Annotated in this window: 24 protein-coding genes and 3 pseudogenes; 14 read left to right on the top strand and 13 right to left on the bottom strand. The window is 59.9% G+C overall.

The annotated features are described in order from the left end of the window. Window positions 1–311 precede the first annotated feature (311 nt). The 5 genes and pseudogenes from BLU35_RS24345 to BLU35_RS24370 all read left to right on the top strand — a co-directional run bounded on the left by BLU35_RS24345 (window position 312) and on the right by BLU35_RS24370 (window position 4,483). On the top strand, window positions 312–683 hold the full coding sequence (locus BLU35_RS24345; RefSeq protein WP_143032980.1) for a hypothetical protein: 372 nt from the start codon (window positions 312–314) through the stop codon (window positions 681–683). Beyond that, window positions 676–1,095, top strand: coding sequence for a phage holin family protein (locus BLU35_RS24350; protein WP_093234838.1), 420 nt, complete (start codon window positions 676–678; stop codon window positions 1,093–1,095). The genes BLU35_RS24345 and BLU35_RS24350 overlap by 8 nt, the downstream gene beginning before the upstream one ends. Beyond that, window positions 1,092–2,027, top strand: coding sequence for a DUF3618 domain-containing protein (locus tag BLU35_RS24355; protein ID WP_093234839.1), 936 nt, complete (start codon window positions 1,092–1,094; stop codon window positions 2,025–2,027). Before BLU35_RS24350 ends, BLU35_RS24355 begins: the two co-directional genes overlap by 4 nt. A gap of 171 nt (window positions 2,028–2,198) precedes the next feature. Beyond that, on the top strand, window positions 2,199–3,152 hold the full coding sequence (locus BLU35_RS24360; RefSeq protein ID WP_093234840.1) for an SDR family oxidoreductase: 954 nt from the start codon (window positions 2,199–2,201) through the stop codon (window positions 3,150–3,152). Window positions 3,153–3,942: 790 nt separating this feature from the next. Next, window positions 3,943–4,483 (top strand): annotated as a pseudogene (locus tag BLU35_RS24370) (cysteine hydrolase family protein). Window positions 4,484–4,544: 61 nt separating this feature from the next. Here BLU35_RS24370 and BLU35_RS36730 read toward each other — a convergent pair. The 3 genes and pseudogenes from BLU35_RS36730 to BLU35_RS35165 all read right to left on the bottom strand — a co-directional run. After that, window positions 4,545–4,745, bottom strand: a pseudogene (locus BLU35_RS36730) (hypothetical protein); the annotation flags it as partial. Between the two features lie 124 nt (window positions 4,746–4,869). Then, complete coding sequence (locus tag BLU35_RS24380) at window positions 4,870–5,100, bottom strand: hypothetical protein (protein WP_093234870.1); 231 nt, start codon at window positions 5,098–5,100, stop codon at window positions 4,870–4,872. A gap of 326 nt (window positions 5,101–5,426) precedes the next feature. Next, window positions 5,427–5,804, bottom strand: coding sequence for an RNA polymerase sigma factor (locus BLU35_RS35165; RefSeq protein ID WP_143032981.1), 378 nt, complete (start codon window positions 5,802–5,804; stop codon window positions 5,427–5,429). Window positions 5,805–6,881: 1,077 nt separating this feature from the next. Between BLU35_RS35165 and BLU35_RS24395 the strand changes: the two genes are divergently transcribed. From BLU35_RS24395 to BLU35_RS36290, 3 genes are all read left to right on the top strand, one after another. After that, window positions 6,882–7,115 carry a hypothetical protein gene (locus BLU35_RS24395; protein WP_093234871.1) on the top strand — a complete coding sequence of 78 codons (234 nt, stop codon included), beginning with the start codon at window positions 6,882–6,884 and terminating at the stop codon, window positions 7,113–7,115. A gap of 466 nt (window positions 7,116–7,581) precedes the next feature. Beyond that, complete coding sequence (locus tag BLU35_RS36285; RefSeq protein WP_286161607.1) at window positions 7,582–8,154, top strand: YihY/virulence factor BrkB family protein; 573 nt, start codon at window positions 7,582–7,584, stop codon at window positions 8,152–8,154. Next, a complete protein-coding gene (locus BLU35_RS36290) occupies window positions 8,142–8,468 on the top strand; it encodes a YihY/virulence factor BrkB family protein (RefSeq protein WP_286161608.1) in 327 nt (108 codons plus the stop codon). The genes BLU35_RS36285 and BLU35_RS36290 overlap by 13 nt, the downstream gene beginning before the upstream one ends. A 212-nt stretch (window positions 8,469–8,680) precedes the next feature. On the opposite strand, the gene katE is transcribed toward BLU35_RS36290, so the two are convergent. Together katE and BLU35_RS24410 are read right to left on the bottom strand one after the other, a co-directional pair. Continuing rightward, entirely contained in the window at window positions 8,681–10,792 is a 2,112-nt protein-coding gene (gene katE / locus BLU35_RS24405; protein ID WP_093234844.1) for a catalase, read from the bottom strand. 525 nt (window positions 10,793–11,317) lie between these two features. After that, complete coding sequence (locus tag BLU35_RS24410; protein ID WP_093234845.1) at window positions 11,318–11,977, bottom strand: DUF6766 family protein; 660 nt, start codon at window positions 11,975–11,977, stop codon at window positions 11,318–11,320. Window positions 11,978–12,457: 480 nt separating this feature from the next. On the opposite strand from BLU35_RS24410, the gene ligD (BLU35_RS24415) reads away from it, so the two are divergent. From ligD (BLU35_RS24415) to BLU35_RS24425, 3 genes are read left to right on the top strand one after another with little or no spacing between them, the layout of a single operon-like run. Further along, window positions 12,458–15,079 (top strand): DNA ligase D, encoded by a 2,622-nt coding sequence (ligD, locus tag BLU35_RS24415; protein ID WP_093234846.1) that lies wholly within the window; start codon window positions 12,458–12,460, stop codon window positions 15,077–15,079. 29 nt (window positions 15,080–15,108) lie between these two features. Beyond that, window positions 15,109–16,023 carry a hypothetical protein gene (locus tag BLU35_RS24420; RefSeq protein WP_093234872.1) on the top strand — a complete coding sequence of 305 codons (915 nt, stop codon included), beginning with the start codon at window positions 15,109–15,111 and terminating at the stop codon, window positions 16,021–16,023. Beyond that, on the top strand, window positions 15,998–16,507 hold the full coding sequence (locus tag BLU35_RS24425) for a DUF4334 domain-containing protein (RefSeq protein WP_286161609.1): 510 nt from the start codon (window positions 15,998–16,000) through the stop codon (window positions 16,505–16,507). Before BLU35_RS24420 ends, BLU35_RS24425 begins: the two co-directional genes overlap by 26 nt. Before the next feature lie 128 nt (window positions 16,508–16,635). On the opposite strand, the gene ligD (BLU35_RS24430) is transcribed toward BLU35_RS24425, so the two are convergent. From ligD (BLU35_RS24430) to ku (BLU35_RS24440), 3 genes are read right to left on the bottom strand one after another with little or no spacing between them, the layout of a single operon-like run. Further along, window positions 16,636–17,679: a non-homologous end-joining DNA ligase gene (gene ligD, locus BLU35_RS24430; RefSeq protein ID WP_093234848.1), complete on the bottom strand. Its 1,044-nt coding sequence runs from the start codon at window positions 17,677–17,679 to the stop codon at window positions 16,636–16,638. Continuing rightward, the gene (gene ku / locus BLU35_RS24435; protein ID WP_093234849.1) at window positions 17,676–18,485 is read right to left on the bottom strand and encodes a non-homologous end joining protein Ku; all 810 of its coding nucleotides are present in this window, start codon (window positions 18,483–18,485) and stop codon (window positions 17,676–17,678) included. Before ku (BLU35_RS24435) ends, ligD (BLU35_RS24430) begins: the two co-directional genes overlap by 4 nt. Window positions 18,486–18,500: 15 nt before the next feature. Further along, the gene (gene ku, locus BLU35_RS24440) at window positions 18,501–19,397 is read right to left on the bottom strand and encodes a non-homologous end joining protein Ku (protein WP_093234850.1); all 897 of its coding nucleotides are present in this window, start codon (window positions 19,395–19,397) and stop codon (window positions 18,501–18,503) included. A 589-nt stretch (window positions 19,398–19,986) separates the two neighbouring features. On the opposite strand from ku (BLU35_RS24440), the pseudogene BLU35_RS24445 reads away from it, so the two are divergent. Continuing rightward, window positions 19,987–20,466, top strand: a pseudogene (locus BLU35_RS24445) (transposase); the annotation flags it as partial. 131 nt (window positions 20,467–20,597) lie between these two features. Here the strand turns inward: BLU35_RS24445 and BLU35_RS24450 are convergent. The 5 genes from BLU35_RS24450 to BLU35_RS35745 form a co-directional block, all read right to left on the bottom strand. Continuing rightward, window positions 20,598–21,239 carry a recombinase family protein gene (locus BLU35_RS24450; RefSeq protein ID WP_502688173.1) on the bottom strand — a complete coding sequence of 214 codons (642 nt, stop codon included), beginning with the start codon at window positions 21,237–21,239 and terminating at the stop codon, window positions 20,598–20,600. A gap of 393 nt (window positions 21,240–21,632) precedes the next feature. After that, a complete protein-coding gene (locus BLU35_RS24455; protein ID WP_093234852.1) occupies window positions 21,633–22,550 on the bottom strand; it encodes an oxidoreductase in 918 nt (305 codons plus the stop codon). 49 nt (window positions 22,551–22,599) lie between these two features. Continuing rightward, window positions 22,600–23,169, bottom strand: a complete 570-nt coding sequence (locus tag BLU35_RS24460; protein ID WP_093234853.1) for a TetR/AcrR family transcriptional regulator — start codon at window positions 23,167–23,169, stop codon at window positions 22,600–22,602. A 352-nt stretch (window positions 23,170–23,521) separates the two neighbouring features. After that, window positions 23,522–24,415, bottom strand: a complete 894-nt coding sequence (locus tag BLU35_RS24465) for an NAD(P)/FAD-dependent oxidoreductase (RefSeq protein ID WP_093234854.1) — start codon at window positions 24,413–24,415, stop codon at window positions 23,522–23,524. Then, entirely contained in the window at window positions 24,408–24,605 is a 198-nt protein-coding gene (locus BLU35_RS35745; RefSeq protein WP_158539459.1) for a hypothetical protein, read from the bottom strand. Before BLU35_RS35745 ends, BLU35_RS24465 begins: the two co-directional genes overlap by 8 nt. Window positions 24,606–24,695: 90 nt before the next feature. Between BLU35_RS35745 and BLU35_RS24475 the strand changes: the two genes are divergently transcribed. Further along, window positions 24,696–25,343 carry a TetR/AcrR family transcriptional regulator gene (locus BLU35_RS24475; protein ID WP_093234856.1) on the top strand — a complete coding sequence of 216 codons (648 nt, stop codon included), beginning with the start codon at window positions 24,696–24,698 and terminating at the stop codon, window positions 25,341–25,343. Window positions 25,344–25,378: 35 nt separating this feature from the next. Further along, entirely contained in the window at window positions 25,379–26,242 is an 864-nt protein-coding gene (locus BLU35_RS24480; protein WP_093234857.1) for a class I SAM-dependent methyltransferase, read from the top strand. Window positions 26,243–26,267: the final 25 nt, after the last annotated feature.

Below are 26,267 nucleotides of genomic sequence, written 5' to 3' on the forward strand. Positions count from 1 at the left end.
GGGGTGCTGGTTTTGTTGCCGTGCTGGCTCAGCTGAGCGGGCGGGAATGACCGTACAGGGCCGGGAACAAGATCGTTTGTGGGTGGTTTGAAGCCCAACGGATCGGGCTGCGGTCCGCACAAACCAGGAGGCACGAAACGATGGGCGACCCACAAAACCGCAGGCCACAGCAGCAGCGACACGTCTGGTCCTCAAATGAGGGCGACCCCAATTCAGACGGCACCGAAACCAACGTCGATGACCGCCGGGCCGATGATCCCGCAGATAGCGGCGATCGCTCCAGCCAGGCCAAGGCGGCCGCTGCCAGAGCCATGGATGAGGAGAAGGGCGCACTCGCGCACCAACTGCGTGGGCTTGCGGGCGCCATGGAGAAAGTCGGATCCGAGCTTTGCCAGTCGAACCAGCAAGGGCTTGGGCGCTACACGCAGAGACTGGGCCGTTCTGTTGGACGCCTCGCACGCGACTGCGATGACCGCGACCTCGGCGAAATCGCCGCGTTGGCAGAAGACTTTGGGCGCAAGCAGCCACTTGCTTTTCTCGGAATGGCAGCAATGGCGGGGTTGGCGGCAAGTCGCTTCCTGAATGCTTCGGCAAAGCGATCGACCGAAGCGGCACCGGCCACCTCGTCAAAGCAGCAACCTGAAGGCAACTGGACATTTGAAAAGGAGTTGCGCGATGCTTAACCACCGCGACGACCGCTCTTTATCCGACCTCATGACGGGGTTGGTAACCGACATAGCCGGCCTGTTTCGTAAAGAGATCGATCTTGCAAAGGCCGAGGCGAGCGAAAATCTCAACCGGGCAATCGGCAGTATCGAGACACTTCTGGTCGGGTTGATCTTTGCCATCGCGGCCATCGGCGTGCTCTTGAGCGCGGTGGTGCAGGGGCTCAGCGCGTTCCTCATTGGGCAAGGAATGCAGGAGGCGAACGCCCATGCGCTGTCAGCGGTTGTGGTCGGGCTTGTCGTCGGACTTCTCGCCTGGGTGATGATCTCCCGCAGCCTTGCAAGGCTCGGAAACCGCAGCATCCTCTTCGAGAGAACAACGGCATCGCTCCAGCGCGACCTTGATGTGGCCAAGGAGACAGTGAAATGACCGCCGATACACCCTCATCCGCAGAACTCCAGCGGGAAATTGAGACCGATCGCCAAAGGATCGAAGAAAAGCTCCATGCAATTCAGGAGCGAATGTCACCGGGCGAATTAATGGACGAGGTTATCGCCTATGCGAGAGGGAGCGGAGGAGCCGAATTCCTCACCAATCTCAGCGGCGCTATGAAGGCGAATCCGATTCCGGTCGCGCTGACGGGGATTGGCCTTGCATGGCTGCTTGCAGATCCCGCCTCCAGGGCTCCTCAAGCTTCCGTCGCCGACAGGGGAATGGACGACTATCCGCTCGCGACGGTCAAGGGCAATATGCGGAGGGTTGGACCGGTTGAGGCGAATTTCGGCGAGCGGTACAGCCATTTCGAAGATCAGGACGGCAGTCACTTTCGTGCCCGCACGGATGCCGTCGGCCGCAGGGCCGGTCATTTCGTAGATCCTAGCGGTACAGTCTATCGCGGTTTCGCCGACGCCTCTGGGCAAGCAATCGAAGATATCCGCGATGAGACCGGCGGCTTGTTTGATGAAGCAACCGGTTGGGCATCGGCGACATGGCGCGAAATGAAGGGTACGGCCAGTTCGATTTCGGGCACCGTTTCAGACGCCGGCCGGTCGGCCGCCGACAGCGTTCGAAATGTCCGCGAGAGCGCCCACGACCATGGGGCGCAGTTGAATGCGGTCATCGTCAAGACGTTTCGCGATCAGCCCTTGGTTGGCGGTGCACTGGCGTTTGCGATCGGCGCGGCCATTGGAGCAGCCTTGCCCGCAACCGAGTTTGAGGATGAGGCGGCCGGCGAGGTTTCGGATCGCGTTCGCGACCAGCTTGTATCAACGGCCGATGCAGCGGCCGAAGGCGCGATCGAAGGTGCCAAGAGCGCCCTTGACGAGGCCGACAGGCTTGAAAACCTGACGCCGTCCGGCTGATAGCTTGAAACCCGCGAACACGACGCCGGTATAGGCCCCGCTGGACTGCCGTTGTATCCCGGTTGTTCTGCCGCCGGCAAACGCCACGGCAGACGCGAACATCGGCGGGCTCTCGATTCAAACTTTTCTGCGCCGCCTGCGTTTCCTCTTCTCAGTTAAAGGGAGATTCAAATGACGCCCCCGACCGCCCAGAAGCAGCGCAAGATTCAGAAACAGGTGGAGCGTGCCGACAGGAAGGAAGACACCAAGCCGCCCGCAGCCATGCAAGCGGGCGCGCGCCGCTATCCCGAACCCCCGTTTCCTAAGGTGCATCAAGCCAAGCCCGGTTCTGAGGCCGATCTGCCGCTCGCGCCGATGTATGATGCCCCATTTTACAAAGGTTCAGAGAAACTGAAAGGCAAGGTGGCCCTGATTACCGGCGGAGACTCCGGCATAGGTCGAGCGGTTGCGATCCTATTTGCCCGCGAAGGAGCAGACATCGCAATCGTGCATCTTGATGAAGCGCAGGACGCAGCAGACACGAAAACCGCGGTTGAAACCGAGGGCCGCGAGTGCCTTGTGATCAAAGGCGACGTCAAAGATAGCGAATTCTGTCGAAAGGTGGTGGAGGAGACGGTGGCCAAGTTCGATCGCCTCGACATCCTCGTAAACAACGCCGCATTCCAGATTCACACAAAGCACATCGAAGACCTGACGGCGGAACACTTCGACGAGACGATGAAAACGAACCTTTACGGCTATTTCTACATGGCAAAGGCCGCCATCCCGCATCTTAAAAATGGCTCTTCGATCATTAACACCGGATCAGTGACAGGGCTTAACGGCTCAAAGGACCTGCTCGACTACTCGATGACAAAAGGTGGCATTCATGCCTTCACGCGTGCCCTCTCGGGCCACCTGATTTCCAAAGGCATCCGCGTCAATGCCGTTGCCCCCGGTCCTGTCTGGACCCCTCTCAACCCTTCCGACAAGGAAGCTGATGACGTAGAAACATTTGGGTCCAAGACACCGATGAAGCGGGCGGCTCAGCCGGAGGAGATCGCCCCGGCCTACGTCTTCCTCGCCTCGCCGCAGATGTCGAGCTACATCACCGGCGAAATCTTGCCGATCATCGGCGGCTACTGATCGCAGGCGCCGGCATGGCGTCGGCACTTGCCCGTCGCGCGATCTCAGGGGCGCTGCCACAGGACAGACGGGCAGCGCCACCCACCGTCATCGACGGAAGTGGATGTGATGAATACCGTGATTAAGAGTCTTCTGGCTGAACTCAGTCCGAGCTGGTGCGCGCAGGAAGAACCGGGACCTGAACGGCCTACACCCACGCCAAGCTGCGAGCCGGAGACGAGGAATAAGCCCCAGCCGGACGAGGACGAGTCCGACCTCATACCGCCCATAGATCCCGGACAGGAGCGTCCAGTCATTCCCGTGCCACCGGTTCGCTAGCGCTTTTCGGCGAATGGGACGATGTCCGCGCGTTGGCGAATTTGCGGTACTCAGATTTGTTTCGCGGCTGCGGTCGCAAGGGTTTGGAGCCGGAACCCAGCGCCGGTTGATAGGTTTTGAAGGGAAAAGCGAGGGCTGAATCCATCAACGAGCAGATCCCAACTCCTTCCAAACCCGGTGATCGGAAACCGCAGCGCGAGCAACGGCCCGCGCCAGGGGGCCGCCACCAAAGCCCAGTGAAGAGTCCACCCAGCCTCCTCGAGACACACAAGAAACCCCGACACCCAATCCCGGCGCGCCTGTCGATGCGCTTGGTCACGCACCGACGCCCTAGCCGACACTTGTTTTCCGGGCATCCCGATCTTCTCCCGCGCGGGTGCGCTGTTCGCGGGCCCATGCGCAGCTGTTTTGGGAACCGGCTGTCCCTGCGCGAAGTTGGTAGTGGCTTTCAAGCGATTGATGGGGAGGTGGCATGATATTGAAGAAATGGATCCATCTTTGCGTCGATATGCAGCGTATGTTCGAAGACGAGACGCCATGGCAGGCAAGATGGATGCCGAAAATCGCCGATCAGGTAATCGAGGTCGGGACACCCCCAGGAGATGCCGGGCACGTGGCGCGACTACTACGAAAAATGGCCAATGATGACAGCATCACAGATGGACCCGGAACTGATCAAGCTCATCCATCCCCTCCAACGCCTGGTCCCCCCGGCCCGTATTTTGGACAAGCGCACCTATTCGCCGTGGCTGAGCGGGAGGCTTGACCGAGCGTTGAGCTTTGAAGGCGTCGAGACGATCATCGTTACGGGCGGCGCAACCGATGTGTGCGTCATGTCGGCGGTGCTTGGCGCCATCGACCGCGGCTACGGGGTGACCCTATTAAAAGACGGCGTCTATAGTGGACTTGATCAAACGCATGACGCTTCGCTCCAGCTTCTCGGCAACCGCTTTTCCGTGCAGCTCGAGCTTTCAACGGCTGAAGAATGGTTGAGTGCGGTTTCCGCAAGGTAGGGGAGCAGCCCGCTCATACGACGGCGAACGCGACGCCAATATCCAATCGGCGAGCCTGCCCTTACATGCCGTCCTTCCCCTTCATCGCATTCTCTATATGCGTTTTGCATTTCTGCGTATCATTCGCTGTCATCGCTTCCTTGGCCATGGCCATCTCCTTAGTGGCCATCTCCTTCTTCGAGGCGTCCCTAATCGAATTTACATCGGTCTCAAGCTTCGTCATTCCGGCCTGGTCGCAGACTATATCGGCGTGCGCGACCGCAGAGCCCGTTCAAGTGGCGACGGTGCATAACCAGTTGCGGCGCAACTACGTTCCCTTGTTGCCCCCGTCGTCCGTCTAATCAGGACCATGTTCCAGCCGGCCGCCGAGACAGCCGGATTCTCGCTCAGAAGGTTGCAACGAAGATGACCATACCGGCCGCAATCAGGCCCAGTCCCGTCCAGTTTCTTTTAACGCCGAGAAAGCCGAGCCCCTGTCCCTTGGGCTCCAAGGTCGGGGCTGCGTCTGCGGCCGGGTTGCGGGGACTGCTCAAGGGCCGTCCAGCAAGCGCCTCCCAGCAGAGAAGAAGCACTCCGACCACGATGCAAACAGCACTGATGAGAACGTAAATCGACATCGATACCTCCTCGTCCATCGGCACTTGGTGACGAACGTGGAAGGGCGCGTTGGGTGGGGTATTTTCCACGGCGGTGCCACCCGTTTCTGGCTTCCCTTCCCGATCAATCCAACTCGTCAAACTCGAAATGGTTCTCGCCCGGTTCGCCATTCGCGGCGCAGCCTGGATCGTGTCCACGGGAGTGGTGTAGGTGGCAGGAGGTAGCACTACCGCAACGTTAGTGTTCCGAAACTCTGCACTGATGGCCAAGGGTGCCTCCCTAGAAATTAGGAAGCACTAAAATATAAGATCTTAAGCGCGAGGACAAAGGTCACCCGGCGTTGCGTTCACGAGCTGTGCAGGTGCCGACTGCGGCGCAGGCGAAGCTCCACCATCAGGTTGACGAGCCATCCTCTGACGTCGGAAGTGTTCACGAATTCATCGAGATGTTCGATGGCATATTCGAGTGTCTGCTCAGTGAGCTCAGTCGCTGCCTCCGGGGAAGGGCTGAGTCTTCGAGCCCATGCCGCCAGTTCAGGCAGCAAGTCGACGACAGTGGTCGTGCCGCTGGTTGTGGGTTGCGCATTGGCTTTGGAGCGCCAGACATCGATGAGTTGGTGTTCAAGCTCTAACGTTCCACGTGTGCCGCTCATGTAGAGCCTGAGCGCGTGTCGAGCGAGGCATTCGCCTTCTCCGCTGTATCTGGCAATATCCCGGTCATCCAAGACCTTATCAAAGACCTAGGATGTAACCAGATCGCCGTTGATACGCAATCTCCTCCAGTTGGGGCGAAAGCGCTTATGATCTCCCAGCCGCCGGAGCCCGTTGTACAGTCCGGCGATGGGTAGATTGTGCGTCCAGAAGGACGCTCTGACTACTCACTTTGACATGTCGTCTGCTTGGCACGCCAGCCCCCACCAGCAGGCGAAGAGGGACGGCAAGCTCTCTCAGGGGCTAAGCCAGTCACCGACGATGTGAAAGCTTATGGGGCATCGTTGCCCTCGGTGTATTAGCGTATGGCGCTCGCGTGAGCTTGACCGAGGGGATCCGGGCATTCTGTTCGCGGTCCTCGGGAAGGATAGGGGACACGAGCCCCTCTGGCTGGCGCTATGGGTTTGATCGAGGGCAACCGACCCGCACCACGACCCGGTCTGCACCAGCGATTTCCTCGGCGACGCGGCGAATGAATACGTCCCCGTTCGGTTCTGTAACTTGTCCCTCAATGACGAGGCATTTTCCGAGCGATCTGAAGCAAAGGTTCTGCGTTTCGAATGGCGCCTCGGATGCCAATGCGAACTTTACGGACGCGATGAGACCCGAGGCGTCAGAGCCTTCGCCGCCGCGGCAATCAAATTCCGGTCGAATGAAGACCATCGCGGCAGACCTCCTTCGGTGCTTCTGCCGCCCGCCGAGTCGGAGTTAGTCCACCCTTACTCGCGAGCCGGCAAATCGTCCGGCTCTTCGTTGTCCGGATCCAGCTCGGGGGCGGGAACCTTCACTTCCTCGACTTCGTCCGGATCGTCGTCTTCGTCCGGGTCATGCGGGTCGAGAACAGGTTGACGGGGTTCTGTCAGCTCATCCCGGCTTATAGGGCCGTCTTCGGGGACGGCGTCAGGCCTTGCTCGTCCTTGCCACTCATGATGGCGCTTCCTAGTCACTTTTTAAGAAGCAGCGTCAAAAACAATCTCAGCGTGGGGGCAAGCAAAGACTTCACTTGCTTCCCCGTCTGGCGACTGAGTGACCGTATGGGGGGAACTTCGAGCCGAGTAAAGATTTATGGCTTGGAAGGCGGGAGGCTATTCATGACAGACTACAAAAACATTCCCATTGCGGATCTTGCCGGTCGACTTGAGACGATGACACAGGATGAAGTTTTTTCCGTCATGACTGATCTGGAGGCTGCAAGCGAAAGTGCTGAAGGCACGGAGCGCGAGGAGGTTATGGCGAGAATTGCATTAACCGAAGAAGAAATTCAAAAGCGCTTTCCGGGCCAGTTGCTGGTGCCATACCGGGAGTGGAAACGACGCCAACGCTGAAATTGGTCAACCTAATAGGATCTTTTACCCGTTTACGCGCGTATGAGGCAGGTCTTCATGAAGGATGGCCGAGTAGCCACCGGGGAATTTGATGACTCGTATGAGGCCTTTTGAGCAAAAAAGCCGGCTTGCCGGCATTTGGTTCGAAACAGCGTCCGCGATAGTTTCGAAGCACGCGTCCTAAGGATTGTCCTGCGGGAAGCGCATGTTCGGCGCACGGATCCCGTCAATGGCAAGCGATCGCCTTGGCGGATGATAAGTCAAGCGCCTGCTGCTCCAGCCTATAGCCGGGAGGTTCCCGCCCGCCGACATTCAGTGGCCGCACGGCTTCATCGTAAACGCGACGCGCGGAACCATTCCCTCTAGGGTCGGGCGGACGCCGCATCCGCGCCGCGACGCGAAAAGGAACTAGGCGCGCAGTCGCGCGTTGGGCGGCAGTGGCGACGACGTGGTATGAGGTCGGTCTATGGACAATGCCAAACCGGCGGGGCCGAAACGCGAGAAAAAGCAAAGCAGCCATGGCGGGCACAGCCGCGCGTTTGATCTCGCTTCACGAGTGGTCGCTCAGGTCATCGACGATCGCGTGACGCTCGTCGCCGCGGGCGTGACGTTTTACGTGCTCCTTGCGCTGCTGCCCGCACTGACGTCCCTGGTGTCCATATACGGCTTGATATCCGATCCAGTGGCAATCGGCCGGCAGCTTGTCAATCTCTCCGCAGTGTTGCCGTCACAGTCGCTTGAGCTGGTTGCAGAACAGCTAGAAGCGATTGTGTCTCAAAAGACCTCAAGTCTGAGTGTCGGCTTCGCTGCCGGTTTGCTCGTTACGATCTGGAGCGCACGTAACGGCGTCGCGGCGCTCCTTGAAGCGATCAATATCGCTTACGGTGAAACCGAGGGGCGCAGCTTCGTTCATCTTACCTTGATCAGTCTTGTATTTACCGTTGCGGGGCTGATTTTCCTGGCACTCCTCCTAGCAGCGATCGCGGTCTGCCGTCCGTCCTGGCCGCGATTCGCCCCGACGAGCAAATGGCAGAATTAGCCACGTTGTTGCGATGGCCTGTGCTCCTGTTACTGGCCGGCGCCGGCATAACGCTGGTGTATCGCTATTGTCCTGATCGAGATCCGCGAAAGGCCGGATGGTTCACCTGGGGCGCTGTGCTGAGTACTTTTTGCTGGCTTCCAATTTCTCTGGCCTATTCCTTCTACGTCGACAATTTCGCAGACTACAACGCCACCTATGGCACGATGGGGGCTCTGATCGGCTTCCTACTCTGGATTTGGGTATCCACCGTCATTGTCATCATCGGCGCCGAACTGAACGCCGAGCTGGAGCGTGAGCCGCCGCGCCCATAGGGATTGTCCTTTGTCAGTCTCGCCAGGTGAACGGTGTTGCGAGCAAAGCATGTCGACGGCGGTCTGCACCCACCTTCGGCACCCAGGCAAGGTCGACGAAGTTCGTGCTCTCCATCGCTCGCACCCAGTTCCGGTAATAGGCCTGCAAAAAGCCTGCCTGCCTCGTCCTCGACGAGGCGAGACGGGGAGGCGGACAAGCGGCAGCGCTGGCCCTAAAGTTTGACGGCCGTTTCGCGGCTCCATAAGCGCAGCTTGCCACAGGCCTTGATGAACGCAGGGATCGCTTTTGGAGCGTCGAGCGCAACCAGTCCCTCATCCATTTCGGATTCAATCCCGGCTCGGGCCAAAAGCGGCAGCGCCTGGGATGAAAAGCCGATGAACTTGCAATGTGCAAAGGCGTCCGCGACGAAGTCGCGGGCTGCAGATTCTTCTGCCAAACGTTCAGCCCCCTCCTTTGATAGGATAAGCGCCACGGCATCGAAGAGCACCGAAGGTCCACCGTCAATCATATGGTTGGCCTCGATCAAGCTGCCATCAGCGGCCTCCACGCCGCCGACTTTCGGTGCCACGACTTCCATCTCGGCGCCTTCCTTTTCGATTGCCGCCTGGAGAGCCTTCACCATGCGGGCATCCGCCCCAGCCGTGACCAAGACGCCAAGCTTTCGCCCGGCGAAGCTATCTGGCCCATTCTCGATAATGCTAAGGGCGGGCGAGGCCGGGAGGTCGTTGCGTGGCGGTACCGCCGCGTCGGCGGGTTTGGGAAGCGTCGTGATGCCAAGCTTGTCGGCAACGGTGGTACCAAGCGTCTTGTCGACGTTGAGAAGATGGGAAACCATGCGCTCGCGGATAACGGGGTTTTCGCATTTCGCCAGCTCGAACGTCAGAGCCATGACGATATGGCGCTGTTCCGTTGCGGTCTGGCTGATGAAGAACTGACGCGCCTGGCTGTAGTGATCCGCAAAGCTCTCGGCACGCAGCCGGACCTTTGGACCCTCCTCTTCAGCGGCGAACGTCGGGAAGCCCTTCTGTGGGCTTTCTCGCGGACCTTCGCCCCAGGAATTCGGCTGGTAGTTGGCTCGCCCGGCCGGGTTGCGCATCGCCATATGCCCGTCCTGCTGGAAATGATGGAATGGACATTTTGGGGCATTGACCGGAATGTGCGTAAAGTTCGGGCTGCCGAGGCGCTTCAACTGCGTGTCCAGATAGGAAAAATTGCGGCCCTGCAGCAGCGGGTCATTCGAAAAATCGATGCCGGGCGGAACGTTCTGGGTCATGAATGCAACCTGTTCGGTTTCTGCGAAGAAGTTGTCCGGCATGCGGTCAAGGACAAGCCGTCCGACGGGAATGGGCTTTATGGTCTCTTCGGGGATTATCTTTGTCGGATCGAGGATGTCGAAGTCGAAGCTGTCGGCGAATTCCTGATCGAAAAGCTGCAGCTGCAGTTCCCATTCAGGGAAATCGCCGGATTGGATGGCGTTCCACAGATCGCGCCTGTGAAAATCCGGATCGGCGCCGTTGATCTTGACCGCCTCGTTCCACACGACCGACTGCAGGCCGAGTTTGGGTTTCCAGATGAACTTGACGAAGGTCGATTCATTCTTCGTGTTGACGAGCCGGAAGGTGTGGACGCCAAACCCTTGCATGAAGCGAAAGGACCGGGGGATTGCCCGATCAGACATCACCCACATGATCATGTGCAATGATTCCGGTGTGAGTGAGATGAAGTCCCAGAAATTGTCGTGCGCGGACTGGGCCTGCGGGAAAGCTCGGTCAGGCTCGGGCTTTACCGCATGGATGATGTCCGGGAACTTGATCGCATCCTGGATGAAGAAGACGGGAATGTTGTTGCCGACGAGATCCCAATTGCCTTCCTTCGTATAGAATTTGACAGCAAAGCCACGCACGTCGCGCGCCAGGTCGAAAGAACCCTTGGAACCGGCGACGGTCGAAAAGCGTACGAAAACAGGTGTCTTTTCGCCTGACCGCTGGAAGATGTCGGCACGGGTGTAGGCGGCAAGCGATTCATAGGTTTCGAAATACCCATGGGCGCCATAGCCGCGCGCATGCACCACGCGTTCCGGAATACGCTCATGATCGAAATGGAAGATCTTCTCGCGGAAGTGAAAGTCTTCAATGAGCGTAGGCCCGCGCTCGCCGATCTTCAAAGTGTTTTGATCGTCGGCTACGGAACCGCCCTGCGCGGTCGTGAGAACATCAATATTCCCACTGGCAATCTGATGAAGTTCGCCCCCGCGACCGCGTGACAGCTTCTGATCGTGAATCGTCGCGCGCTTGTCCGGTGTCTGTTTCGCAGATTTGGCCATACCGATAATCCTCAAGTGAAAGAGAGACGAGCTTTGTGTCGGCTCCAAACCTGTTGGGCCCGCGGATGTTCCGAGGATTGGGCGGGCAAGGCCCCTGGAGCCGAAGTCCGTGTTCGTTTTATGCCGCCGAGCCGCAGAGGAATCCGTCTCCCCTGGGGCATAGATCTGCAGCCCAAAATTCCCGCAGCCACTGAACATTTCTACAGATCAGGCGTTCTGTTAAATGCTCGCCGCTATCTGAAGGTTTTTGGCATGTGTGGTCATACTCAGCATCATGATCGTTGAACTGGCCGTGCTAGTTGCAGCTTTCGCGGGATCGCGATGATCCTGGCTTTCACCTTCCCCGACTAACTCTGACGGCCATTGGATAACAAGGCGCCGAAAGCGCTGTGCCTGCCGATAAAGAACCTCAACTTCATCGCCGACATGGGCAGATGAACGGGGCACTGCCATCACGCCAAGAACTGCGCCTTCTTCGGGCTGGGATCGTCCTGAGATTATTGATCACGACCTCGAGAAACTATCCTATGCGCCGGTTTGCCCGTGGGGGGCAGCCACGGGTTTGGATTCGGGAGAACCGCGAAACCTCAGGAAAATCGAGAGAATAACGATGACGGCTGTCGAGAGGAATTCACTTTGCCAGTTCTGGAAGGACTCGAACCAGAACGAAGCGCTGGCGAGATGCTCGGCAATTGAAACAGTTGGTTGTCCATGCAACAGGGCTTCTGCGTTCTCGGCCTGGCTGCTGTAACAAAGATGTAGGACGAAGGTACTGAGGAAGAGCAGCCCGAGAGCTATGCCCAATGAGTAGGAATAGAGCCATTTCGCGAAACCACCGAGGTGAACCGGCCAAGGAGCCTCCGGGTCGCCGTGCTTGAGTGCTGGGTCCTCCTCCTGTTCTGGCGGTTCGTCCGGATTCTTGGATTCGGCCGAGCCACGTTGAAACAGGAACGCGGTCAGCATCACATAGGCCGACATTTGCAGGAACTCAGATTCCCAATTTTCAAAAAGCGCCGACAAAAAGTGCCCGGTTTTCGCGTAGGCGACCAAACCCAGATCCCCTGAGCCGTGATCGGTAAGCTCGCGCCCGTAAGCATACAATCCGGTCAACAGCATCCCCGCGATAGTGAAGAGCGACAGAGCAATCAAGACAACTGAAAGCCCGTTATCCCTGAAGAAGCGCATTTTTGAGTTCCTAATTGCGTGACACAACTTCCGCATAAACGACGCAGCGCCGCGGCTGTTCCTTTTGGAGATCTTCCTACGCGGAATGTTGTGGGGGCCCGTCCTCCGGGCCATTATGGAAGTCTTGCCTGCATCGCTTGCGATGCCATGAAATTTCTTGTGAGAGAAAGCCGTATCGACGCTTCGTGGATGGACGGTTTCCGAAGAAACCACACGCCGCCGGCGAGAGCAAATTTGCCGGGCTCCACTTGACCTAAGATAATCCCGTCGAAAACACCCGATGGTAAGTCGCTTGCATTCCTAAGCGTTTGGCGAACTTGGCGGGGTAGCATTCTGTCTTGCGTCTTCCACTACTTTTCCCCGGATTGTAACACGCATCCTCGAAACTTCCGGTCGCCGGAGGCGTTGTCGTTTCGTTGAGATCAACATCAGGAGACAGGCCAGCGCCGCTCTCCTGCTATGGAAGGGTCCGCAAGACACATGGCCGATAATCTCTCGAAATACCGTGCCAAGCGCGATTTTCAAAAGACAAGCGAACCGAGTGGCGAGGACCACGTCAAGCCGTCGAACCGCCGCCGGTTCGTGATTCAGAAGCACGACGCGACTCGGCTTCATTATGACCTCAGACTGGAACTTGACGGGGTCTTCAAGTCATGGGCGGTAACCAAAGGGCCTTCGCTGGATCCGCATGACAAACGGCTTGCCGTCGAAGTCGAGGATCATCCGCTGGACTACGGCGATTTCGAAGGCACCATCCCCAAGGGCCAGTATGGGGGCGGTACGGTGATGCTGTGGGACCGCGGCTATTGGGAGCCGGAAGGCAGCAAGTCACCGGAAGCGGCCCTGCAGAAGGGCGACTTCAAGTTCACGCTTCATGGCAAGCGTTTGCATGGCAGTTTCGTCCTGGTGCGCATGCGCAACAACCGCGACGGCGGCAAGCGGACCAACTGGCTGCTGTTCAAGCATCACGACGATCACTCGCTCGAGGAGGACGGCGCGGCGATCCTGGACGAGAACAAGACGTCGGTCGCCTCCGGCCGCAGCATGGAGCAGATCGCCGAGGGCAGGGGGCGTAAACCGAGACCGTTCATGATGGCGACCGCGAAGCTGGAGGCGGATGCTGTCTGGGACAGCAAGCATGGGCTGGCTGCCGCCGAGCGCAGAAAGAGGTCGCGCAAGGCTGTCGCGACTGCCGTCGATCTGCCGGATTTCATCGAGCCGCAGCTGTGCGACACGCTTGCCCGGCCGCCGGCCGGTGATGACTGGCTTCACGAGATCAAATTCGATGGCTATCGGATCCAGATGCGTGTCGCCGACGGAGGAGTGGCGCTGAAGACGCGCAAGGGCCTCGACTGGACAGCGAAATATCCAGAGATCGCCGGTGCTGCATCCGAACTGCCCGATTGCATCATCGATGGCGAAATTTGCGCCCTGGACGACAATGGCGCACCCGATTTCGCAGCACTCCAGGCCGCGCTCTCGGAAGGCAAGACCGGTAACCTTGTCTACTTCGCCTTTGACCTGCTGTTCGATGGCGATGAGGATTTGCGGTCGATGCGGCTGGTTGAACGGAAGCCGCGGCTGCAAAATCTGCTTGCCCAAGCGGGCGACGATCCCAGCATCCGCTATGTTGAACATTTCGAGTCCGGTGGCGACGCGGTGCTGCGCTCCGCCTGCAAGCTACATCTCGAGGGCGTCATCTCCAAACAGATGGATGCGCCTTATCAATCGGGCCGCACCAAAACCTGGGCGAAGTCGAAATGCCGGGCCGGTCATGAGGTGGTCATCGGCGGTTACGCCAAAACCAACGGCAAGTTCCGATCTCTTCTTGTCGGCGTGCACCGTGGCGAACACTTCGTCTATGTCGGTCGTGTCGGAACCGGCTACGGCGCCAGGAAAGTCGAGTTGCTGCTACCGAAACTGAAGGCGATCGAGACCGCAAAATCGCCGTTCACAGGTATCGGCGCTCCGAAGAAGCAGGCCGAAGTTGTCTGGTTGAAGCCCGAGCTGGTCGCCGAAATCGAATTCGAAGGGTGGACCGCGGACGGCCTTGTCCGCCAGGCTGCCTTTAAGGGCCTGCGCGAGGACAAGCCGGCGAAAGAGGTCGAGGCCGGGAAGCCGGCATCGCCTGCCAAGACTGATACAGCTCAGATCGCCAACGCCAAACCCGTCCGGCGCAAAGGCGCAAAGGCCGCGGTCATGGGCGTCCTCATCTCCAATCCCGACAAACCGCTCTGGCCGGATGCCGGCGATGGCGAGCCCGTCACCAAGGAAGAACTTGCGCGCTATCATGAAGCCGTCGGCGTCTGGCTGATCGAGCACATCAAGGGCCGGCCGTGCTCGATCATTCGAGCACCCGATGGGATCGGCGGAGAGCAGTTCTTCCAGCGCCATGCGATGCCCGGCACATCGAACCTTCTCGAACTGGTGAAAGTCTTCGGTGACAAAAAGCCTTACCTGCAAATCGACCGGATCGAGGGACTCGTAGCCATCGCCCAGATCGGCGGCATCGAATTGCACCCCTGGAATTGCGAGCCCGGCAAGCCGGAAGTACCGGGCCGGCTGGTGTTCGATCTCGATCCGGGGCCTGACGTGCCGTTCTCCACCGTGGCTGCGGCCGCGCGCGAGATGCGCGACCGCCTCGACGAGTTCGGCCTCATCAGTTTCTGCAAGACCACCGGCGGCAAAGGGCTGCACGTCGTCACTCCGCTTGCCGTCAAAAAGCGCGAGCCACTCTCCTGGACGCAAGCAAAGGGTTTTGCCCACGAGGTCTGCGAGCAGATGGCGCGCGACAACCCGGATCTCTATCTCATCAAGATGAGCAAGAGCCTTCGTGGCGGAAGAATCTTCCTCGATTATCTCCGCAACGATCGCATGGCGACGGCAGTGGCGCCGTTGTCCCCGCGCGCCCGTCCCGGTGCCACGGTATCGATGCCACTCAACTGGACGCAGGTGAAGTCCGCTCTCGATCCGAAGCGGTTTACGATTAGGACCGTGCCTGCGCTGCTTGCGAAAACGTCGGCCTGGCAGGACTATTGGGACGGCGAGAGGTCTTTGGAGCAGGCGATCAAGCGTCTCGGCAAATCCAAACGGGCCGCGTGAACGCCGAGGTTGTTCTCGGGCTATGGCACATGGAAGAGGAAACCAAAGACACATCGGCCCCCCCAACGCGGGTGGGAGCAACGACTGACCTGCCGCACGACCGGATGACGGTCAAGCGCTTTCGGGAGGCGTTCCCGCGTGCGCGGTGGAGCGACAGCCTGAATGCGTGGTTCGTGCCGGGCCTCACTGCCGAGAGGCGTATTCGCCGTTGGCTGGCCGAGATGGAGGCTGAGGCCGACGCCTTTGCCGACGAGAAGGGCAAGGACGCCTTCGTGTTCGATCCGATCGAGAGCCACTACCTTGAGGCGGGACCGGCAAACTTCCAGATCCGGACCCCCTATTCACGTAGCGTCATCAACGAGATCCGCGAAATCCCACATGCGCGCTGGGATGGTGATCGTCGCCTCTGGACTGTGCCCTATCGCTCGTTCGAAGATCTCCGGCGACGGTGGCCGGTCATCGAGTCGGCAGCTGAACGCAGTGAGCCGGAAGCCAGGCGCGCGCGGCGTGAGGCAATCAAGGGGACGGAAGAAGAGCGGGCTTCCAAGGCGAGGACGAGGGAGCGCCGGCGGAAGCGCTATCCCGTCCCTGCCGATGATGGCCCACCCTTCGAGCGCGCGATCGGCACCCATGTCGGCGTGGTCTTCTTCATCGGCACGGACGGAGAACTGGCGGACCCGGCGACGATCGGCGCATTCTACTTTCCCGCGGCTGATAGTGAAGAATACGTTTGGGCGTCGTGGCGGCCGGGCTCGTTGGAGGAATTGGTGACGACTTGGCCGTCGCGAGCTCCGCCGGCACAACACGAAGTCGACCGAGGCTGGTGGACGCCGACGCTGGATGAGTTGCGGATCGCCCGCCGCGACGCCAGATCGAGGCGGCGGGCCCGAGAGCGCAAGGAAAAGGATAGTTCTTTCGGTGAGAGACCAACAGACAGTACTTGAGGATTTCGGAAGCTTGCCGCCGATCGAGCCGCGCGAACTCGTCGGCCTATGGAAGGGGCGCGGCATACCGGCAGGCCACCCGTTCGACGGCGTGCTGGAAAATCTTGGCTGGTTCGGCAAGCGGTTCACGCCGGACATGCGCGCGGATGCATTGCTGTTTCGCTCGAGCGAACGCCGGCTGGAAGCCATCGATCCGAAATGGATACCGCTTGGCCTGGCGCTGCGCTTCCATCAGCTTGGTAGAACGCGTGTGGCGAGAAATCTGTTTTCCTATCTTCAGCACCGCCTGCGGGCGCCGGGACCGGTGGCATCTCTGAAGAGCTTGGTGTCTCGTGGCGGCGAAAGTGCCGCCATGGTCTATGATCACCAGCCCATCATCGATTATTTCCGGCGCATCGACGAGCTGAGGGTCATGGGGGCGATGACGATCAGAGGCGACGACCGCATCTACTTCTTCGAACTCGAGCGTGTGGACGAACCTTGAAAACCGGATAGTGGGACAATCGCCTACCACCCGTTTCGATGACCGCTTGGCCCGCAGCCTGTCTGCCGTGCACGGTCGTCCGGGTCCGGCAGGGCGCTCCCCGCAAAGGGTCGAGCGCCCTGTCTGTTTTAGTCGTCCGGCTCCTCGCTCATGTCAAACACCGCGGCATTGTCCTGGACCTCGCGCAGTCCTTTGTAGGAGGCATGGCGTAAATTGCCGTCGTGGGTCCAGCCGCGAAACTCGATCTCCGCGATCAAGGTCGGCTGGGCGAAAACGATGTTCTTGCCCTTCAGCGGCACAGCCGGCTGTCTGGTTCTCAGCTTGTCCAGCGTGCTGCGCAGATACTCGGCGTCCTTGGCGTTGAACCCCGTTCCGACCGAGCCGACATAGACCCAGTTATGTCGCTTGCGGCCGGCGAGAAGCAGGCTGCCGAGCCCGCTGCGGGTAGATGTGGACTGTTCGTAGCCAACGATCATGAAGCTTTCGCTCTGGACGCATTTGATCTTCAGCCAGTCGCCGGCGCGACCGGAGCGATACGGCCGATCCCGGTGCTTGGCGATGATGCCTTCGAGCCCGAGCGAGCAGGCATTCGCCAGAAGTGCTGCACCATCACCATAGACTTCCTCCGACAGCTGGATCGCGCCGGTGGCGCCATCGAGAAAGTCCTCCAGCAGGTGCCGGCGGACGGAGAGCTCGGTTCGCGTCAGATTGTGGCCATCGAAATAGAGCAGGTCGAACGCGAAAAACACCGATTCCGTCGACGAACGCTTGCCGCCGCGTCCACCCAGCGATCGCTGTAGCGCCCCGAAATCAGAACGTCCCTCTTCATCCAGCACCACGGCCTCGCCATCCAGGATGGCGGTCCCAATACCGAGCTTCCTCGCCGCCTCGTCAATTGCCGGAAATCGGTGCGTCCAATCGTGGCCGCCGCGGGTGAGGATCCGCACGCCGTTCGGTTCGATGTGGATCGCCAGACGATACCCGTCCCACTTCACCTCAAATGCCCAATCCGACCCTTTGGGTGGAACGGACTTCCGGAGCGCCAGGCACGGCTCGATCCGTGCCGGCATCGGGTCGAACGGAAGATTGGGTTGAGCGGGATCGCGCGGCCGGGCCTGCCTGGACTTGGCGACCGAATCGTTCTGAAGCAGAGGTTTGGCGCGACGGCTCATTTGCCGGCCCGCTTTTCGGCCGCGACCGACTTCTTCAAGGCATCCATGATATTGACGACGTTGTTCGGCGGAGCCGACGCGGCGAGTTTGCCCTTGGCTTTGGCAGGTTTCTTCAGGGTCTTTTTCTTGGCGGCGATGATATCGAGCAGACGCTCCTGGACCGGGTCCGCCACCATGCCAGGACTCCAGTCCTTCGTCTGCTTTTTGATCAGTTGCAGCACCAGCGGCATCATCTCCGAGTCCGCCTTTTCGTCGCCGATCGCCTCGAAATAGCTGTCTTCATCGCGAACTTCGTCACCGTAGCGGAGCGTCCATAAAACGATACCCTTGCCCCGTGGTTCGAGCATGACGGCGCGCTCGCGGCGCGAGATCACCAGGCGGGATATGCCGACCATGTTCTGGGCTTCCATCGCGTCGCGGATAACGGAGAACGCTTCCTGCCCGACCGGGTCGTTCGGGGAGAGATAGTAGGGCGTGTCGAGCCAGATCCACTCGATGCTGTCGCGCGGCGTGAAGGTAGAAATGTCGATCGTCTTGGTGCTCTCGAGCGCCACGTTCTCGAGCTCCTCGTCTTCGAGAATAACGTATTCATCTTCCCCACGCTGGTAGCCCTTGACCTCGTCCTCTTCCTTGACCTCTTTTCCGGTCACCGAGTCCACATAGTGGCTGACGACACGGTTCTTGGTTTCGCGATTGAGCGTGTGGAAGCGGACCTTTTCGCTCTCCGAGGTGGCCGGCATCATCTGCACCGGGCAGGTGACCAGCGAAAGCTTCAGGTAGCCTATCCAATAGGGACGCAGGGCCATGGCGGTGACCTCCGATCAGCCGGCGCGCCGGGCAGGTGTCGCGGCTTGCTTTGATTTCGCAGCGGGCTTGGCGGCTTTCTGGCGGCTAGCGCCCCGGTTGGCATTAGCGGCGGTCCGCTTCGCCTTCGTGTCCTTGGCGTCCGCGCCGGCGCTCTCGCGCAACGCCTGCAAGAGGTCGCTGGGTTTGGATGCGACGGGCACCTTCTTCTTCGGCAACGAACGGCCCTCGATCTTGGCTTTCACCAGCTCTGCGATAGCGGCCTCATAGCGGTCGTCAAAGCTGCTGGCGTCAAAGCTGCCCTTCTTGGTACCGATGATGTGCTCGGCGAGCTCAAGCATTTCCCCTTCGATCTTCAGGTCCGGCATGTCGTCGAATGCTTTCTCCGACGAGCGAACCTCGTAGTCGAAGTTGAGTGTCGAGGCGACGAGGCCCTTGCCGTGAGCGCGAATAAGAACGGTGCGCATCCGTCGGAAAAGTACCGCACGGGCGATCGCCGCGACCCCTTGTTTTTTCATGCCGTCCCGCAGCAGCAGGAAGGCATCTTTGCCCATCTTGTCGGGCGCCAGGTAATAGGGCTTGTCGAAATAGGTGGTGTCGATTTGCGAGCAGGGAATGAAGGCCTCGATCCTCAGCGTCTTGTCGCTCTCGGGGATGGCGGCGGCGACCTCGTCGGCCTCAAGCACGACGTACTGGCCGTTCTCGACCTCGTATCCCTTGACCTGGTCCTCGCGTTCGACTGGGTCGCCGGTCTCGGTGTCGATGAATTCCCGTTTGACCCGGTTACCCGTTGCGCGGTTGAGCGTGTTGAAGGCGATGCGCTCCGACGACGATGCAGCCGTATAAAGCGCGACCGGACAAGAGACTTCGCCGAACTTGATATAGCCTTTCCAATTCGCTCTTGGACTTACCATGACCCTGATGCTCCTGACGCGACTCAAACGATTCAAGCGAATCAGCGGCGAATCGTTCCGCGTCGAAACGAATCATTTTTCAATAACTCGGCCCTCGTCGGCTGCTCGTTTTGCGAGTCTCGCCTAAAGTCCTGATTCGGTGCATCTTTACGCGGTCACGCGCATTTCCTGGGTGGAGCAACCTAGTGGGGTCCATGACCAAGCGCGAACGGATCGATACTGGAGCAGAGCCCGGGACGTGGTGTAGCTGACGGGAGGTAGCAAGATCGGCAAAAAAGACGGGTTCAGCTTTCTTAGCGCTCATCCGTGCATTAAAGCTGCGCACGTACGCTCGCCTGCGCGGCGCTGTCGCATTGCGCAATAGGGTTTGGCGTTTGCGACGGTTTGCGATCATTAAGAACGTCAGACTTTTGGGGCGCGGGCATCGGACTGAGGTCCAATGGTGGCCCTTTGTCACCGCCCTAGCTTTCATTTTGCTCTCGATCGCTGACCGGCGATCGAGGTGCCTCTAGCAGGCCGTTGAAAAAGGGCTCTGGCGCTGGGCGTTTGGACGTGATTCATTGGCTTCGTAGGGGTTCGGAGTTAGTGGATGCGCGGCGGCGATGTGAGGACGGGTGAACTCTTCAGCTATGTCGATCTGGAGGATCGCGTTCGTCGTGATCATCCGCTGCGGGCAATCCGGCAGATCGTGAACGACGCTCTGGTTTTCTTGGAACGGGAGTTTGCAGCGCTCTATTCGCCGATCGGGCGGCCATCGATTGCGCCTGAGAAGCTTCTGCGCGCCATGCTTTTGCAAGCCTTCTATTCGATCCGCTCGGAGCGGCTTTTGATGGAGCGGCTGGAATACGACCTTCTGTTCCGCTGGTTCGTCGGCATTGGCATTGACGATCCAGCTTGGGACCATTCGGTGTTTTCGAAGAACCGCGACCGGTTGCTGGAAGGCGACATCGCCGCGAAGTTCCTCGGTGCGATCCTTTCGCAGCCCAAAGTAAAGCGGCTGCTGTCAACGGACCACTTCTCTGTCGATGGCACGCTGATCGAGGCCTGGGCGTCGATCAAGAGCTTCCGCGGGATCGTCAAGGGCGGCGCAGTGGCGGACACAGAAGGCTTCTGAAAACAGCATATTTCCGCTTTGCTCAAATCGAGACATCCATCGAGTTCATCGCAAACGACGGTTTTAAGTCGAAAAGCGAAGTTGCACTACGCAGGACGGCTGATGCCTAACCGGCGCATTTCTCGATAAAGCGTGGAACGGCCAAGGCCAAGTTGCTTGGCAGCTTCCGCCGGAGTCGTTTTCGCCTCGATCAGCTTTATGGCGGCTTCAACTTTCTTCATATCAAGCGGCTGGCGACCCGGCTTCTTTCCCTTAGCCCGAGCGGCGGTGATGCCATCCTTCGTCCGCTCCGAGATCAACCGGCGCTCAAAATGGGCGATGGCGCCGAACACATGAAAGATTAGCTCGCCGGCGGCCGAGGAGGTGTCGATTTTCTCCTCAAGGCTAAGAAGCTCGATCTCCCGCTCGCGAAGCACCTTCACCGTTTCCAACAGTTCCGCCAATGAACGTCCGAGCCGGTCGAGCCTCACGACGGCGAGCGTGTCGCCGGCACGGGCATAGTTCAACAGTTCAGCCAGGCCCGGTCGGTCCATGCTCTTGCCGGATTTAACGTCGGTGAAGACCTCGATCGCGCCGGCCTGCTCAAGCCGCAGGGTCTGACCGGCGACGTCCTGGTCGCCGGTAGAAACCCGAGCATAGCCGAGAATTGCTCCCATTTTTCTGTCTCCGAAACGGCCGTTCTGTGGATAACCACGCTTGATACATTGAACGGCTTCGATTCCGTCCACAGAATACGATCTCCTGACCCACACCTCACCAGTCGGATGGGAGCACGTCGCCTTCTCCGGCGATTTCCTTTGGGATCGTGCCGCGAGGGCGACCGGCCGGAAACCGCTCAACCTGGCTGGAAAACAGCGAGTAGCGTAAGGGCGTTCAGGCTTCGTTCTCCCTTGTCGTTGTTTTGCGGGAAACCAACGCTACGCCCTCACATACGGCAAGAGCTGCGTAGTAACCGCGTTGAGGTTGCTCATATAGTCGCCAAGCTACTGCCATTTCTAGGATTGGCGAGCCACATTGAAACTGGCGTGATCGATGCTGCTTCGAAGCAACATCATCCCCGCCGACAGGGACTTAAGTGCGGTATTAGGTAGGTGCGGCGCAATGCCGCCCAATGAGTGAAATCACGCGGCCGGGAGGCCGGGATCGATCCCTGTCATCGCCACCGAGACCTCCCACAGCCGCTTCGCAAGTGTTGGATCTTCGGCATGCGGCGCGCGCCTTGCTTTGCCGGCTACACCGCGGATTCCGCCAAAGCCGGTGGGACCGTAATACCCCCCAGGTGCCGCGTTGCCGGTTGCAGCCAGAAGCGCCGGCCACGCGCCCTTGTCAGCGCTGTTGAGCACCAGACCGACGATCGGGCCTGCGAGCTGGGCAAGCCCCATGTGACGACCAAGGCTCGTTGCGGCGATGCCAGGGTGGACGCCGATCGCCGTGACGGGTGACTTCGCCGCGCGCAGTCGACGATCGAGTTCGAAGAAGAACAGCGCGTTCGCCAGCTTACTGGCGCCGTAGCGACCATTCTTTTGGTAGCTCTTGTCGGCGTTCAGATCATCCCATTCGATCTTGGCCTTCAGATGCGCGACGCTCGAGGTCACGACCACGCGCGCACCCGGCGTCTCGGCGAGCTTGGGCAACAGCAGACTGGTAAGCGCGAAGACACCGAGATGGTTGACGCCGAATTGCAGTTCGAACCCCTGCTTCGTCCGCATAAGCGGGGGGTTCATCACGCCCGCATTGTTGATCAGCCCATCGAGGCGCGGCTCTTTTCCAGCGATTTCGACTGCCGCTCGCACGGACTCAAGATCGCTGAGATCGAGCGGCAGCCATGCTAGTTCGCTGGCGGGCGTGATCTTTCGGATCCCGGCGATCGCGTCTTCTCCCTTTGCCTGATCGCGGCAGCCAAGCAACACACGTGCGCGTCGGGTGGCGAGGACGCGCGCAATCTCGAAACCGACGCCGGCATTGGCGCCCGTAACGATGAAGGTCTTGCCGGACTGATCCGGAACATCGGCTTCGGTGAAACCCTTGCTAATCGACATTTTTATCCCTTGTATATGAGTGACTACATACTCATTTATCAGTTAAAACTTAGGCTGCAGACCCGTTCCAGAACAGGTCAAACCCGGCCTGTCGGATGGCATCAATTTCCTCGGGTTTGGCGGTGATCGCGTTGATGCTGATGTCAGCCAAGTCGAAGAGAATGGTATCAATGTAGAAGGCTATTCTGTCAGGCGCGGCATGGCCGGCAAGACACTCTTCAACCATCGCACGCGCATCCAACTGCATGGCGTGGCACCGGCCCCGGCTTTCCGCTGTCACGCGATCCGACACCTTCAACTGGCGAAGGGCCTTGCGCGCCGTGCCGTGAGCCAGTCCCCAGTCGATCAGACGGTTCCAAACCGCGAGTAGCCGGTCTTTAGTGGAGGCGCCCGCGGGATATGGCGCCAGCATCGTATTCGTGAGGTCGGCCTCGATCTCGAGAAAGAGTTGGTTGAGCAGATCGTCCTTCGTTGGAAAGTAAGTGAACAACGTCCCCTCAGAAACGCCAGCAGCCTTTGCGATCTTAGCCGTGGACGCGCCAGTGCCCAGGCTGGCGACAAAGTCCGCCGCTGCATTGAGCAGTGCCTGTCGCTTTTCTTCACTGAGGGGACGCGCCATATTTCCGCTAGCTGAAAGTGAGTGAGTTGTTACTCATTTATGTATATTGGATGAGATGAGATTGGTCAAGGAATGCAGTCACCAAATTTGCACTTCCCGCAAACGGAGGCTTTGGGCCGGAATTCCCCGAGCGTCACGGCCACCGCGCACGATCACCGGCTGGTGGCGCTTGCTACATAATTCCGCTTAAGTGCACGAAGGTTGCTGGGCTAGGCGGCTCGCTCGGCAGGTGCCTCCGTCACCACACGATTGCGGCCGGAGGTCTTAGCGAGGTAGAGCGCCCGGTCCGTCCGCTGCCCGCAACCATCTGAATATGATAGCCGGCGGCAACCGGAGAAGGGAATTTGTGCTCTCAAACCAGCATCGACTGCTGGGCGAAGATGCCCGCCATCGCGCCGTGCGATGATGCCGTGGTGACCGAGGGCATGAGGGGGTTGGCGAGGTCGCCGGCGGCGTAGATGCCGGGCATGCTGGTTTCGCGGCGCTCGTCGACCTTGAGGGCGATGCCGAGGGGCGTATCGACCGTGGCGAGACCCAGTGATTCATGCAGGCTTGCGGACGGCTTGTTGCGCGGATGCGCGAACAGGATGTCGACCGCGACATCGGGGCCGGTATCGAGCTTGACGGTGGCGCTATGGCCCCCGTGACGGGCGATCTCGGTGATCCGGCCCTCGACGACAGGTATGTTGCGATGCGCCAGATCGGCCCGGATATCGGGCGGAATGTCGTGACCATCGGCGAAGAGCGTCAACCTGTCGGTCCAATCGTGGAACAGCCTGACCTGATTGTGCGACTGCGGGCCGGACCAGACCAGGCCCCAATGCTGGCCGGCGACTTCAAAGCCGTCGCAATAGGGGCAGGGCACGATGGACGTGCCCCAGCCTTCGGCAAAGCCCGGAACATCAGGCATCTGGTCGGCGACGCCATAGCTCAGGATCAGGCGGCGGGCCCCAAGGCTTTCGCCATCGCCAGTGAGGACGGAGAAATCGTCGATGGCGCCGGAGATGCTGTCGGCCCGGGCATTGACCAGCCTGATCGTGGGATAACGCGCTAGCTGCTGTCGCGCCTCGGCTAGGATGTCCAGCGGTGGCTTGTGATCGTGAGCGAGCAGGCCATGCGAGTGGCTGGCGAAGCGGTTGCGTGGCAGGCCGGTATCGAGAACGGTGACCTTGCGGCGGGCGCGGCCGAGCTGCAGTGCGGCGGCGAGACCGGCAAAGCTGCCGCCGATGATGACGACGTCATCCATGGTGATGGGCTCCGTGTTGTGGTTGGAGGTGGTTGGGTTGGGCCTGGTGCGCAATATCGTCCAGCGATACGCGCTCGAAACGGGCAGCGAGCCGGGCTTCGGCATTGGCGAGAAAGTCGCCCATCACTGTGTTGATCGACCGGACGGTGCCGCATTCGATATCGCCGGGCGGCCCGGATTTGGAGGACATGGTTGAAACCTACCCAATGGCTTGCACATTTTAGAAACTATATGGTATCGTAATTCAAGAATTAGGATACTGTCAAGTACTGGAATTGTCGTGACCGAAAACAGCCAGGGCCGGCGCGGCCGGCCCGCCAACGAGGCGCTTGGCCAAACGATAGTCGACGCCGCGTGCGAACTCTTTGTGGAATTGGGTTTTCAAGCGACGACATTGGACAAGGTCGCCCAGCGAGCGAGGATATCCAAGCTCAGCATCTATCGGCACTTCGAGAACAAGGAGGCGCTGTTCAGTGCGGCCATCGCGGCCCACTGCCATCAGTTTGCACCCCAGTCTCTTATTGAAGGCGTCGACGGTTCGGCCGAACATCAGCTCATGGCGGTGGGCACATCCCTGCTTCGCACGCTGTTGAGCCCGGACGTCCGCAGTGTCGAAGCCATGATCATGGCCGACAAGACGAATCAAAAGTCGTTAAGCAAGCTCCATTACGAAGCCGGCCCCGCCTATGTCATCGCCCAAATCGAGGCCCTGTTGCGTCAGTTGCACGCGAAGGCGGTTCTGAACGTGCCCGATCCTCTCCGGTCCGCCCGCTTGTTTGCCGCGCTTATCAAAGGATCCGATCTCTTGATTATCGCACGCTTCGATCAGGCGAGAGCAGAGGACGACAACGAAATCGAATCCTATTGCCGGTCCGCCGTCGCCATGTTCGTCGCCGCACACGGTGGGAACGACCACGCGGGCGGATAGCCTGGTTAAGAACGGATCAGAACAAAGGATATGGCATGACAGAGAAAAGTGTTTATCAGGTAGCCGACTGGAAAGGCCAAAGCGGGGAGCGCTGGGTCACTTACCAGGCCCGGCTCGATGCCATGATGGCGGTGTTCGGCCAGGCCGCGATCGAAGCCGCCGCGCCCGCCACGGGCGAACGCGTGCTGGACGTCGGCTGCGGCGCGGGGGCGTCTAGTCTGGACCTGGCCGCCCGCGTCGGCGCGGGGGGCCATGTGCTAGGCGTGGACATATCCGAACCGCTGATCGGCAGAGCGCGCGCGCTAGCGCCGCAGGATACGCCGGCCCTGTTCCAGGTGGCCGACGCCAGCAGCACCGAATTGCCCCAGGGCGCGTTCGACATCCTGTTCTCGCGTTTCGGAGTGATGTTCTTTGACGATCCTACGGCGGCCTTCACTCATATGCGCCGTGCGCTCAAGCCGGGCGCGCGGGTCGCTTTCGTCTGCTGGCGCGGCATGGCCGAGAACGATTGGGTGCGCTTGCCGATGGGCGCGATGAAGGGCATCCTCCCGCCGATGACGCCGCCCGGTCCCGACGCGCCCGGCCCGTTCTCGTTTGGCGACCAGGGGCGGGTGGCGCGTATTCTAACGGTGGCTGGCTTCACCGATGTCGCTATCACGCCATTCGATGCCTCCATCCCGTTCGGCAAGGGGGAGACGCGGGACGCGGCGCTCGACGACGCGGTGAAGATGACACTCGAGGTCGGCCCGCTGGCGCGCTCTCTCGCTGATCAGCCCGACGATATCCGCGCCCGCGCCTCGGCTGCGGTTCGTGCCGTCTTCGCGGGCTGCCCCGGTGAGCGGTCGGTGATGATCGACGGCGCGGCGTGGATCGTCACCGCGCGCAATCCGGCAAGCTGACAGGGATTAACAGGGGTAGACGCCC

Source organism: Sinorhizobium sp. NFACC03 (genome assembly GCF_900103435.1).
Classification (GTDB): domain Bacteria; phylum Pseudomonadota; class Alphaproteobacteria; order Rhizobiales; family Rhizobiaceae; genus Ensifer.